The following is a 12,431-nucleotide window of genomic DNA, read 5'->3' as shown; positions in this document are numbered from 1 at the left end:
AACCGGCGGCGCGCGGAGTCCGCCGGCCTGTGGAAGGCGGAACGGGGCGGGAGTTGCGAGTCCGGAGCCGCGTGGGCTCGTGGCCTGAGAACCCAGGCCGGACACCTCGAGCGCCTCGCGGTCCTGGAACCCCCGGCCAGGACCGCCGAACCGTCGCCAGGCACGGCCCGGCCGGCCGAGGACGGCAGGGCCGAAAGGATGCGCTGTTCGAGTTGGCGGACGACGCGGTGCTGCGTGCGGACGGTCCGATGAGGACGCTGGTCGGGTTGTCGCTCGCACTGGAGCACCGCAGTGGTCACGGAGTGCTCTACGACGCGGTCAATCGAGCTCTCGGATCGACACCGACCCACTGCGGGACGTGTTGGCGCGGTTGCCTCTGCCCGGGGCCGCGGACGGGCGAATCGTCCTCGCGGTCGACGCGTCGCCGTGGCTGTGGCCGGACGCACTCGGACCGCGTCACGCGCCCCGCCGACACCGCCGAGGACCTACGGCCCACAGGGCGGCCTTGACCGCCCATACTCGTGAACAGAGCCAGGCGACACCGCCGTCACCGGCCCGCCTCGCGAGAGGGTGACCCCATCGCGACCCGGAGGATCGGGGGCACGAGACCGGCAGCCGGGCCCGGATCACCCGAGAACTGCGATGGGAAACGAGCGTGAGGGAGCGTCACACCGAGCCCGTGGACGTCCATCTGATCCTGCGTCGCGACAGCGTCGACGGGACGCGGGTGCTGCTGTCGCGTCGGGCCGGGACGGTGTATGCCGCCGGCCTGTGGCATCTTCCGTCCGGCCACCTGGACGGTCCGCACGAGGACGTCGTCGGCGCCGTGATCCGCGAGGCGGAGGAGGAGACCGGCGTGGTCGTGGACCCGGCCGACGTCCGCGCCGCGGTCACGGTGCACCATCGCAGCCCCGGCGGGGGTGCCCGGGTCGGGTTCTTCTTCGAGGCGCGGCTCTGGCGCGGAACTCCGCGGGTCATGGAGCCCGCCGTGTGCGATGGGATGCAGTGGTATCGGCTCGACGCGCTGCCGACGCCGATGGTGGCCTACTGTCGGGCCGGGCTCGACGCCTATCGGGTCGGCACCCGGCTCGCCGTGCACTTCCAGCAGCCCGGCGACCCGATCGCGTACGACCCGACGGCGGATCGACTCCGTCGCGTCCCGGCCGTCGGCGACGCGGACCCGGTCCCGCCCACGGCTGTGCGAGAGTTCACCGAACGGGCGGTCGGCCGCATCGCCGAGTGGTCGGACGCATCCTGGGCCCGGGCCGACAGCCGGGTCTGGCGGGCACACGGCGCCGCGGGTGGCCTGTGGTTCGTCAAGATCCACCAGGACGAGCGTTTCCACGATCGCGAGACGAGTGCCTACCGGAGTTGGGTCCCGCGGCTGGGAGGTGCCGCGCCGCGGCTGATGGCCGCCGACGCGGATCTGCGAGCCGTTGTCGTCACCGCCGTTCCGGGCCGCTCCCTGCACGGCGCCGTCCACCCGCCCGACGTCGAGCGACGCATCTTCCGCGGCATCGGGGCACTCGCCGCCTCGATCCACCGCAGCGCGCCGGCCCGACGAGCGGACGGAGCCTGCGCCGGCCTCGAATCGTTGGAGCGACTCCTCGACGGGGTCCGCGGCCATCTCCTGCCCGGTGACGAGGACTTCGTCCGCGCCGCGGCGCGACAGGCAGCTCGGCTGCCCGGTCTCGATCTCGTCCCCGTCCACGGCGACCTGCAACCACGGAACCTGCTCTGGTCCGATGACGCCACCGTGCGTGTGATCGACTTCGAGCGCAGCGAACACGCCCCCGCCGTACGGGATTTTGTACGCCTATCCGACGCCTGGACGGGACGCCCGGATCTGCGCGCGGCGTTCCTGACCGGGTACGGCAGGCCGCTCAGCCGGGCCGAGGAGGAACACCTGACCGCCGCGTCCGCACGCGACGCCGTCTCCGGGATCCGGTACGGCCGCGAGCACGGCGATCCGGAGCTGGTCGAGCGTGGGCGCCGCACCCTGGCCCGCCTGCGCGCCTGACCCACCGCAGCGCGGGCGAGCCGGATCGGGCGGACCGCGGGCGTCGGTCTCGAACCGAGGTAGACCCGGCTTTCGGCTGCGTCGTGGACGATCTGGACCAGGGCGAGGCGCATTCCGCCCGAGAGAGTCAGCCGGTGGTCGAAGCGCGGGCTTGCCGGTTGCCGCGCTCAGTCCGTGGTGTGCCGGTGAGGACGCGGTTGCGGGGCTACGCCGTTGTCATTGCGGGCTGTTGGCGGGCAGGGGCTCGCAGGAGGTTCCGCCAGTCGGAGGGCCAGGTGGTCAGCGCGAGCAGGCCCATGACGACCAGGTGCGCCGGCGCGGCCCAACTCTCCACCGCGGGGTCGTGGTTGACGATGTGGGTGGTGACCGCGCCGGTGAGCACGAACATCAGCGTCGTGGCACCCAGGAAGCGCGTTCGCTTGTCGGGGATCGCGAGCAGGACGGCCGCGAGGCCTTCCAGGGCGCCGACGACGAAGCGCATCCAGGAGGGGTAGCCCCAGTCGACGAACTTCGCGGAGTACGCCGAGCTGAACATCGTGTCGCCCGGCCAGTACTTGGTCACGGCGCCCAGCGCGAATTCGAGGGCGAGGAACCAGTACAGCACGGTCATCAGGCGCTTCGGCATGTGTGTTCCTTCGGTGGCGTGGGGCAGGGTCGGGTATCCGCGCGGCTCTTGTTGTGCCGGCGGAGTCTCGATGTCGGGTGTCAGCCCCGTAGGGCGGTGATGGCCTTCTCGATGCGTCGTTGGCGCGTTGCGGGCTTCTTCGCACTCTCGACGGCGCGCACGTGCTCGCGCTTGCGACTGAGTGTGAGGTTGTCGTACGCGGCGCGGGCGCGGGAGTCGTCGTCCAGGGGTCGGGCGAAGTCCGCGGGCTCGACGACGTCGCGTGGTTCGGTGTCGAGTTCGACCTCGGCCTCGACCGTGTCGCCGATCGCGACGCCGGTCGCCGGCCGGTCGCCGTGCTTCGCTCCCGTTTCGCCCACCGGGGCCGTCGCCATGCCCGGGACGGTCGCGGCACGCGCCTCGCCGTCCCGGGCGGCTGTGAACGGAGAGCGGCTACTCCGCGTAGAGCTGGTCCTTTCCCCGGGCGCTGAAACCGAGGCTCCAGATGTAGCCGTCCGGATCGGCGAAGGTACCGCCGTATCCGCCCCAGGGCAGGTCGCCGGCGGGCTTGAGGATTTTGGCGCCCGCCGTTGCGGCCTCCGCCATGATCTCGTCGATCCGCTCCCGACTGCGGACGACGTAGGTGAGTACCACCCCGCCGAAGCCGGTTCCGTCCGCGCCTGTGCCCACCTGATCCGCCAGGCCCTCGCGGCCGTAGAAGCCGACCGGCGAGGCGCCGTCCGACTCGAAGAAGACCGAGACGCCGAAGTCGTCCTTGATCTTCCAGCCGAGCCCCTCGGTATAGAACTGCTTGGCCCGGTCCATGTCCCGGACACCGAGCAGGATCGCGCTGACGTGCGCCTTCATGCCATGACTCCTTGTGCTTGAGGGGTTCCGCGTGCCGTCCGGCCGGACGGCGGCCCGGGCCCGCCGTTGCATCGGCGCGGCTTTCGCCGGTCAGTACGTATGACCGGCGCGGACATAGGAATGTGACATGGTCGAACCGGACCGGCTGAGCGCACGGTTCGCCGAGCACCAGGACCGCTTGCAGGCGGTGGCCCACCCGCGTGCTCGGCTCCCCGAGAGAGGCCGAGGACGCGACGTCTCCGATGCCGCGCGATCCCCCAAACGCGCAATGGTCGCCGCCTTCCAGCCGCCGGCCGCGCTGCGGACGGTGTCGCTAGCCGATGCGGCGTCGGGCTCGGAGGACGACGGCGACGACGGCGTCGGAGATTTCGTCGCCCACTGCCACACGGACTTCCGCGACGGTTCCGGACCGGTCGGCGCACAACCGTGTCTCGAACAGCTCGCTCTCCAATGTGACGAGAACGTCGCCGTTCACCACGGTCTGCCCGGGCGCCGGTACCTCGGTGACACGGGACGGCTGGAGAGGGGAGGACGCGGTGAACTCTTTGAGTTCCAGGTCCAGCCACACGGGTCGTGTGACCGGGCCGCCGATGCGCTCCTCGATGCGGGCGAGAGCCTGCTCGGCCATCATGGCGGTGCGGTCGTCCTCGGCGAGCCAGGCCAGCAGCGGGCCGATGGCACGCTCGTCACCCAGGTGCCCCAGCACTTCGAAGGCCGTCCAACGATCGTCCTCGTCACCCAGGCAGGCGACGATCGTGTCGGTGTGTGCGGCGGATCCGTGCTTCACCATGCCGTGGAGCGCCTGTCGGCGGGTGGAGCCCGGCGAACGCAGCCCACGCTCGAGGATCGGCAGCACGCGGGGATCGGAGAGTCCCTGGAGTGTCCACATCACGACGGGTTCGAGTGCCGGGTCGTCGGCGACCGCGTCGAACAGGGCGTCGGGAAACGCCTTCGCCAGGAGCGCCTGCAGTGTGGAGAGGCGTTCGAAGGCCTCTCTCCCCAGGGCGTCGAGGCGTTCGCGTACCTCTGCCAACGCGTCGTTCCAGGACTGTGCGGCGCGGCCGGCCCGCGTGTCCAGAAGGCGCGACAGGCTCACCGGTCCCGCGGCCACCAGGCCGTCGTAGGCCCGATCCTCACCGCACACGTATTGCACGATGAGGTGGTCGATCCCAGCGCCTTCGATGTCCATCGAGTCGTTCCTGCTCTCGTGTGCTGCTACTGCACGTGCACGGCCGGTCGGCGTGGAGGAGCCGTCGGGTTTGCCCGTCGGATGGCGGGGAGAGTCGGCGCGGTGTCGAGGGCTTGGCGGGTGGTGTGTCCGTTCCGCGCGCGGGACACCGCTCCCGCAAGGGGTTCCGGCCCTTGCGACGCCGAACAGCCCGAAGTCTTCCCGCGTGTCGTTATGTCGTGGCCTCGCGCCATGTCCGGTACTGCTCCCGAACGTACCGCAACGGCTGGTCGACATCGGCGCGGTCGTCGTGTTCGACCAAGCCTCGCGCGGCGTGCAGTGCCGACGCGAACAGCGCCGTCCCGCCCGACGTGTCGGCGAGCGCGACCCGGTCCAGGACGGCCGCCACGCGCAATAACAATTCTCGGCCGGTGGACTCGGCCAGGCCCGCCAACTCCACCGGGATCGGCGGGGCACCCTCGTACGGGTCGTCGTGCGCGATGTCGTCGGCCACCCACCCAGGGTGTCGGACGTCTGCCCGAGGTGTCCGGGGATCGGCGAATTCACCCGGTGCGAAGGCGTGTCGGCGGCGCAGCCGTGTCGGGTCGGGCGCGGACCTTGGACGCGCACGAGAGTCACGTCGGCAGATCCGAGCGTCTGCACAAAGGGCTCGCAGCCCGGCCGCCACGAGGATGTGGTGCCACACCCTCGGAATCCGCGCGTTCTGCGCGCAGTGGAACGGAGTCCGGGCACAGGGGCAGCGGGTGGGGACGGCTCGGGCACGACCGCCTACGCCGGGGGAGGCGGCGGCGCAGTGCGGACTGCCCCGACCCTAGTCAGTGTTCGGCTGCGGCGCGGTGGTGTTGCTCGCGGTTGGCGAGTACGTCGGTCATGTGTGTTTCGGCCCAGTCCTTGAGGCCGGCTATGACGCGATTCAGGGACAGACCGAGTTCGGTGAGTTCGTAGGTGACGGTGACGGGCACGGTGGGCGTGACGGTCCGGGTGACCAGGCCGTCGACTTCCAGGGAGCGCAGGGTCTGGGTGAGCATCTTCTGGCTGGCGCCCGCGAGCCGGCGGGACAGTTCGGAATAGCGCATCGTCCGGGGACCATCGCCGTGGTCGACCCCGGGGCGGTGCGGGCCGTCGCTGCCAAGGGCCGCGAGGATCAACGCGACCCATTTGTCGGAGATGCGATCGAGCAGTTGGCGGCTGGGGCAGCCCTCCATGAACGCGTTGTAGCTCGTCTTCTCCTCGGCCCGCTGCTGGGCCGCCGTCCGCGTCGACATCGATCGCTCCTTCGGTGCCCGAGGGGGCTAACGCACTTTCAAGTGCCTTCTTTTGTCACGAGGTTAACGAAACCAGCATGGAGCACGGAAACGATCACCCCACCGCGAAGGAACAAGTCATGAGTGCCGCCACTTTCCGCACCGCCGTCGTCCGCGTCCCGAACGGGCCCGACTCGATCGAGATCATCGAGGTGCCCGTCGCCGAGCCCGGCCCCGGCCGGATCCGCGTCACCATCGCCGCGGCGACGGTCAACCCCACCGACCTCGGCGTCGCGGCGGGCTTCTTCCACTCGATAGGTCTGGTCCGGCAGCCCGAACACACCGGCCTGGGCTGGGAGTTCGCCGGCACCGTGGACGCGGCCGGGCCGGGCGTCGACCTGGCCGTCGGCACCCGGGTGGCCGGCCTGGTGGTCGGCTTCGACCGCGACTACGGCACCTACGCCGAGCAGATCGTGGTCGCGGCGGCCGACGTCGCCCCCGTCCCCGACGACCTGGACCTGCCGGCCGCGGCCACGGTCCCCCTCAACGGTCTGGCCGCCGCGCAGGTCGTCGACCTGCTCGGCGACGCGCCCGCCGGGGCCGACCGGCTGCTGGTGACCGGCGCCGCGGGCGCGGTCGGCGCGAACGTCACCGTCCTCGCCCAAGAACGCGGCTGGCAGGTGACCGGGCTCGCCCGCACCGGCGACGAGGAGTTCGTCCGCGGCCTCGGTGCCGACTTCACCACGCACGCCGAGCCGGGATGGGACGCGGTCGTCGACGCCGCACAACTCAACGACCAGGCCCTCGAACTGGTCCGCGACGGCGGCGCCTACGTCGGTGTGCGGCCCGGTCTCGCACCGCCCGCCGAGCGCGGGATCGCGGTCACCACGCTGTTCACCTCGTCCGACAGCGCCCGACTCGCCGGCCTCCTCGCCCGCGCCGCCGCCGGCGAACTCCCGGCCCGTGTCCACGCCGTCGTCAACCTGGACCAGGCCGCCGACGCCCACCGGGCCACCGCCAAGGGCGGCCTGCGCGGCCGCTACATCATCCGCCCCTGACCAGCCCGGCGCCGAGCGCGCCGCCCACCGCGATCACCGGCACCCACCCGCCGGAAGCCTCGAACGCCGGGGGCCGGTCCCTGCCGCGCAACCGACCCCCGGCCCGGCCCGGCCGTAGAGGATGTACAGCCCCTCGGTGACGTATGGGGTGATCCCCCACGCCGACTCGGCATGGGCGCGGTGCTCGCCCTCGGGCAGGTCCGACCGGTCGAGGGCCGGTCGAGGGCTTTGACCCATTCTGCGCTCGTCTCCTCGGTCGGGTCCCCGGACGAGGCGACCGGATGCCCCTGGCAGTGAGCTCGATGGGGCGAGGTCGCCTCACCGGCTCTTCCGTCTTTTCCCGAGTGCGGCAAAAAATCGCAGGCATCCGAGAACGGGGATCGCCCATAAGGCATACGGGCATCGAGATTGCAACCGGCAATAAACGGAACGGCGGAATGCATGATTTGCCATACGGTCGGCCGTCATGGATTCAGTCGCAGGGTCATGAGGCAGTCCTGTATGCCCTCGGTCTTGCCGATGCCGCCAAGCGCGCCACCCGGCCCGGCGGACAGCTCTAGATCATCGTCGTGTGCACCGATTCAACGCTCATTCGATACTCGGAGGAGCCGCAGCAGATCTTTATTTTCCCAGGTCAGGGCCCCATTGCCGGTCTGACTGATGCAGGGCATGAGCGTTCGTACAGGTTGGGGCCACGGCGCCCCGAGTAAGTCAAGCCTTATTTTCGGAGAATTATGACCATATGATCTTGGCTCGAATCGAAGGAGTCCCCTGTTGTCGCAAGCGAACGACCCTGCTGTGTGTGCGGTTGCATCGGAGCGGGCTTTTGTGTCCACCTTGTACGACCTGCTCACCGAGCGGCTTTCCGAGGCGCGAGTACACCGAGCGAATGTGCTGAAAGCTCCGGCGGAAAGTGCCGATGAGGCATACGAGAGAGAGATCGCCGCCGAGCGTCTGGCCAGGGAAATCGGCCGGCTGGAGGGCGCCGAAAAGGGGCTGGTCTTCGGCCGCATCGACTGGACGGATGGCACGGCCCTGCGCATCGGGCGGATCGGCCTGCATACGGAGGACGACGAACTGCCTCTGCTCGTGGACTGGCGCGCGAACGCGGCGCGGCCCTTCTACGAGGCGACGCCGATCCACCCGATGAATCTGCGCCGCCGCCGGCACCTGCGCCTCGAGGAACGCACGGTGGTCTCGGTGAGCGACGAACTGCTCGACGGTTCCGCCCCGACCGACGAAGACGTCGTGGGTGACGGCCCGTTGGCCGAGGCCTTGTCGGCGCGGCGTACCGGGAGGATGCACGCGGCCGTCGCGACGCTGCAGGCCGAGCAGGACGAGATCGTCCGCTCCGCCCACCGCGGGGTGACAGTGGTGCAGGGCGGGCCCGGTACGGGCAAGACGGTGGTCGCCCTGCACCGGGCGGCGTATGTCCTGTACGCGTTCCCGCGCGCCGCGGAGCAAGGTGTCCTGGTGGTCGGCCCGAATGCCCGGTTCCTCGACTACATCTCCCGGGTCCTTCCCTCGCTCGGTGAGAACGACGTCGTCCTGGCGACCTGCCACGAACTGGCCGGAGTGTCCGCGGACACGGTGGACCCGTTCGATACGGCGCGTCTCAAAGGCAGTTCCGACCTCGCCGATGCTCTGGCCGGCCTGTTGCTCGTCCACCAAGCTCCCCACGGCGACTTCACCGTGCGGGTCGGACAGGAATCGGTTCACCTGTCCGGCGAGGACGTTGCCACGGCACGCGACGCCGCCGTGGCAGCCGCACCGGGGCACAACCCCGCACGCCAGGTGTTCAAAGAGCTTCTGGTCGACGCCGTCACCGACGCCATGCAACGAGACATGGGCGACCTTCTGGAGCAGATCGACGCCGATGCCGCCGCGATGACGGGCATGGACCTCGACCGGTTCACTGGTGCCGCCCAGCGCCGTGCGGAAGGTGCGGCCGACTCGGGTCCGGTCCACGAGCTGGACCTGGACGCCATCCGGGCCGATCTCCTCGACGACGTCGACCGAGCGGTCGAGGTGTTGTGGCCGCGGCTGGTAGCCGGTGACCTCGTGAAGGCGCTCCTGACGAATGCCGATGCTCTCGCCGAGCGCCTGCCCCGATTGACCGCGGAGGAGCGGTCACTTCTGCTGCGCGGTCCGGACCACCCGTGGACCGATGCCGATGTGCCGTTGCTGGACGAGGCTGCGAGCCTGGTCGACGGCCCGCCGGAGCGGACGTACGGGTACGTCGTCGTCGACGAGGCGCAGGAGCTGACCGTCATGCAGTGGCGGATGGTCGTCCGCCGCTGCCCGGCAAGGGCGATGACTTTGGTCGGCGACTTCGCCCAGGCCGGCCCGGTCGCGACGGCACGCGACTGGAAGGAAGCACTGAGCCCGCACGTCGGACCGCGGTTCAAACTGCACAACCTGACCGTCGGCTATCGCACCACGCAGGAGATTCTGGAGAGCGTCCGAGAGTTGCTCGCGCGGATCGCTCCGGACCAGAAGCCGACACGGTCACTGCGAAGCGGTGAGAGCCCTCGCACCGTGACCACGCCTCCGGACGGGTTGGTCACCGCCGTCGCCCGGGAGCTCCGAGCCCAGAGCACCGCCTACCCGGGCGAGCTTCTGGGAGTGCTCTGCGCGGACACAAGGGTGGGCGAACTGACGGCCCAGGGTGTCGCACAACACGCACGCATCGTGCCGGCATCCGAAGCACGCGGCCTGGAATTCGACGGTGTCGTCGTCATGAACCCCGAGGAGATCATCACGGCCCGCCCCGGTGGGGAAAGGGACTTGTACGTCGCCCTGACCCGGGCCACCAAGCGCCTCTGCACCATCACCGTCCAGCCCGCCTGACGGATCAGCGCCCGCGTCGTTGCCGCGGGCGCACCCGGTGCGGTACGGACACCGGCCCGCGCACGGGGCTGCACCCCGCCTCACCACTCGCGGCCGCACCCGGCATCACGCGGCCCGGTCCAGGCCGACGGCGTTCGGATCCCGGCCTCGCGATCACCGGGTCTGCGTGGTGGGGGATCAGAGCTTGAAGACGAATCGGTGGCGTTTGTGTGCGAAGCCCTGGCGGTTCGCGAACATGTCGAAGGCCATGGCCTCGAGTTCCTCGGTCTCGTACGCGGCGACCGGCTTGAAGGCGCCGTCTGCGGCAAGAGTCTTGCGTTTGCTGTCGAGGGTCTGCTCGTGTGTTGCGACTTCCGCCCGGGCCAGGTCGGCCAACCACCTGTCGAAATCGGTTTTCCTCGCGGGGCCGATGCGGTCGAGGAGGCCGATGGCGAGTGCGGTCTCGGCATCGATCGGCCTGCATTCGGTGGTGAGTCGTCGCGCCGTCGCGTCGCCGACACGCCGGGGCAGGGTGTACGTGTGAAGTTCCGAGCCGCTCAGTCCCATGGTCGCGTAGTGCGGGTTCAACACGATGCCCGGACGAGCGACGACCACGTCGGCCCCGAGAGGAAGCATCACACCGCCCGCGCCCGCGTTCGCTTCGAACGCCGCGATGAGGACCTGTTCGGTGGTGGTGAGGATGGTGCGGCAGACGGCGTTGATGGCCGTGATGTTCAGCCACGCCTCCATGGCCGGTTGATCGGCGGCCTCGATGACGTTGAGATGGATGCCGTTGGAGAAGAACTCGGGTCCGCCCCGCAGGACCAGGACCTTGGTGTCCTGGGTCGTTGCCTCGCGCAGCGCCGACAGGAGTCGTCCACACTGGCGTGTGCTCATGGCGCCGTTGTAGAAGTCGAACGTGAGGTATCCGATGTCGCCCTCACGCCGGTACCGGATATCCGTGTACGGCGAGCACGTCGCCTCGGGCAGGGCCGCGATGTCCACGCCGTAGTCGCCGCGCGCCAATGTTTGTACCGCGGGAAGCTTGCAGGCACGGGCCGTCGGTTCGGTCTTGGCGCGCATGTGTCCGATCCATACGCTGGAGTCCCGGGCCGCCACGCGCACGGCTTCGTGATGCCGTGCCACGATCGTGCCCGGGAGCGCTCCGGCCACCGGGCCGTCCAAGCGCGCGTCGTACAGGTAGGCGGCCCGGGAACCGATGTTCGCGAGCACTCCCGGGAACCCGTCCGCCGCCGCGATCGATCGCACGATGTCCGGTCCCGGTGAGTCCCACCGGAACGCGCGGTCCGTTTGTGACATCGCCGGGCGCAGGCGAGCCGAAGGCACCGCCTTCGGGTACTGCTGTGCCGGCACGGGGAGGAATGCGGGATCCGCGGCTTTCTCGGCGACCTCGAGAACGCATTCGACGGCCGCATCGGCGACGGGCCCGTTGTAGACGGCCGACTTGCGTGCCGGAGGTTCACTCATCGGGAACGTGCGCGTCGCCCAGATGGGTCCCGCGTCCATTTCCTCCACGGCCGACAGGGCCGTCACGCCCCAGAGCGGCTCACCGTCGGCAATGGCCCAGTCCAACGAGGAAGGTCCGCGATCGCCGACCGGGCCCGGATGAATGACGACCGTGGGCCAGGTTTTCCAGACGGACGACGGGATGCGCGTCTTCAGGAACGGGCAGATGACGACTTCGAAATCCGCCGGGGCGACTGCCCGCAGAATATCCGACCCATCGGCGACCACGGCGAGTCGCACCTGGTGGCCGGCCGCCCGAAGAGCCAGGTCGGCACGCTGGGTCAGGCCATTGTTGCCACTGGCAAGGAGAAGGATGCGTCGCACGGCGTTTCCGTTCCATTTGTCGGATCGTCGGATCCGAACATTCGTAGAGGCCATGCGCCTGCGAACGCGAACGTTCATCGCGAACATGTCGGTGTAATGCATCTCGCTGACGGCGACCCCCGTGAGTAGGGAGGCACCTGCTGCGATTGCCGCAGGTCCCTTCACGGTTAACGCGAACCACAGGGCCGTGGTCGCGGCCACCACGGCGATCTCGATCAAAAGGACGACGACCCCCGGGTTTTACTCGTCGGCCGGGTCGGCCGGGTCGGCCGGGTCGGACACGCCGGCGCCGAGGGGCGTGGAGTGGATGCCCGGCTCATCGAGCCGCCGTCCGCTCCGACCGGACAGGTGTCTGGTCCGCCGTGGCGAGAGGGCAGGGACCCCCACCCGCACGATCGATCACGACGTGTCCGTACGGAGCCGTATGGCGTGTCGGTGCCGCGATCGGTACCCCGTCCGGCGATACTGACCGGTCCGGCACGGAGCGCGGACTCCGCAGGTCGGGTCGGTGCGGCGGACGGGGGTCGGATGAACGTCGGCGACAAGGTGAGGGCGGCCAAGGATCTCGACGGGTGGGCGCAGGCGTCCGTGCCCAAGGACTCGGTCGGGTTCGTCACCCACACCGCGTTCGGGCGCCTGGACGTGACGTTCACCGTCGCGGGCGTGTTCGGTGGCACTCGGGAGGTGCGGGTGACCGTGGACCCGGAGCAGATCGCACCGACCGTGTGACCGTCCTCCCGGGTTCGTCCCCGACGCGGTTCCGAAGAAC

General features: G+C 70.0%; 11 protein-coding genes. 4 read left to right on the top strand and 7 right to left on the bottom strand.

Features of this window, described 5'->3' with window-relative positions; all coding sequences use genetic code 11:
- Positions 1-655: 655 nt before the first annotated feature.
- A complete protein-coding gene (locus ACIBSV_RS30545; protein ID WP_395868681.1) occupies positions 656-2,020 on the top strand; it encodes a phosphotransferase in 1,365 nt (454 codons plus the stop codon).
- A gap of 205 nt (positions 2,021-2,225) precedes the next feature.
- Here ACIBSV_RS30545 and ACIBSV_RS30540 read toward each other — a convergent pair whose 3' ends face one another.
- From ACIBSV_RS30540 to ACIBSV_RS30515, 6 genes are all read right to left on the bottom strand, one after another.
- Complete coding sequence (locus ACIBSV_RS30540) at positions 2,226-2,645, bottom strand: DoxX family protein (protein WP_395868679.1); 420 nt, start codon at positions 2,643-2,645, stop codon at positions 2,226-2,228.
- Between the two features lie 80 nt (positions 2,646-2,725).
- Positions 2,726-3,019: a YdeI/OmpD-associated family protein gene (locus ACIBSV_RS30535; protein WP_395868677.1), complete on the bottom strand. Its 294-nt coding sequence runs from the start codon at positions 3,017-3,019 to the stop codon at positions 2,726-2,728.
- A 58-nt stretch (positions 3,020-3,077) separates the two neighbouring features.
- Positions 3,078-3,491 carry a VOC family protein gene (locus ACIBSV_RS30530; protein WP_395868675.1) on the bottom strand — a complete coding sequence of 138 codons (414 nt, stop codon included), beginning with the start codon at positions 3,489-3,491 and terminating at the stop codon, positions 3,078-3,080.
- A 313-nt stretch (positions 3,492-3,804) separates the two neighbouring features.
- On the bottom strand, positions 3,805-4,680 hold the full coding sequence (locus ACIBSV_RS30525) for a HEAT repeat domain-containing protein (protein ID WP_395868673.1): 876 nt from the start codon (positions 4,678-4,680) through the stop codon (positions 3,805-3,807).
- Between the two features lie 211 nt (positions 4,681-4,891).
- The gene (locus tag ACIBSV_RS30520) at positions 4,892-5,173 is read right to left on the bottom strand and encodes a hypothetical protein (protein WP_395868671.1); all 282 of its coding nucleotides are present in this window, start codon (positions 5,171-5,173) and stop codon (positions 4,892-4,894) included.
- 322 nt (positions 5,174-5,495) lie between these two features.
- Positions 5,496-5,945 carry a winged helix-turn-helix transcriptional regulator gene (locus ACIBSV_RS30515; protein WP_395868669.1) on the bottom strand — a complete coding sequence of 150 codons (450 nt, stop codon included), beginning with the start codon at positions 5,943-5,945 and terminating at the stop codon, positions 5,496-5,498.
- Positions 5,946-6,064: 119 nt separating this feature from the next.
- On the opposite strand from ACIBSV_RS30515, the gene ACIBSV_RS30510 reads away from it, so the two are divergent.
- Positions 6,065-6,982, top strand: coding sequence for an alcohol dehydrogenase catalytic domain-containing protein (locus ACIBSV_RS30510; RefSeq protein WP_395868667.1), 918 nt, complete (start codon positions 6,065-6,067; stop codon positions 6,980-6,982).
- 828 nt (positions 6,983-7,810) lie between these two features.
- A complete protein-coding gene (locus ACIBSV_RS30505; RefSeq protein WP_395868665.1) occupies positions 7,811-9,832 on the top strand; it encodes a HelD family protein in 2,022 nt (673 codons plus the stop codon).
- 177 nt (positions 9,833-10,009) lie between these two features.
- On the opposite strand, the gene ACIBSV_RS30500 is transcribed toward ACIBSV_RS30505, so the two are convergent.
- A complete protein-coding gene (locus ACIBSV_RS30500; protein WP_395868663.1) occupies positions 10,010-11,881 on the bottom strand; it encodes an enoyl-CoA hydratase-related protein in 1,872 nt (623 codons plus the stop codon).
- A gap of 309 nt (positions 11,882-12,190) precedes the next feature.
- Here ACIBSV_RS30500 and ACIBSV_RS30495 point away from each other — a divergent pair, with 309 nt between their 5' ends.
- Positions 12,191-12,391 (top strand): hypothetical protein, encoded by a 201-nt coding sequence (locus tag ACIBSV_RS30495; RefSeq protein WP_395868661.1) that lies wholly within the window; start codon positions 12,191-12,193, stop codon positions 12,389-12,391.
- Positions 12,392-12,431: the final 40 nt, after the last annotated feature.

It is taken from the genome of Embleya sp. NPDC050154 (assembly GCF_044460165.1).
Taxonomy (GTDB): domain Bacteria; phylum Actinomycetota; class Actinomycetes; order Streptomycetales; family Streptomycetaceae; genus Embleya.
Note: the sequence above shows the minus strand (reverse complement) of the source record. Positions and strands in the feature narration are given on the sequence as shown.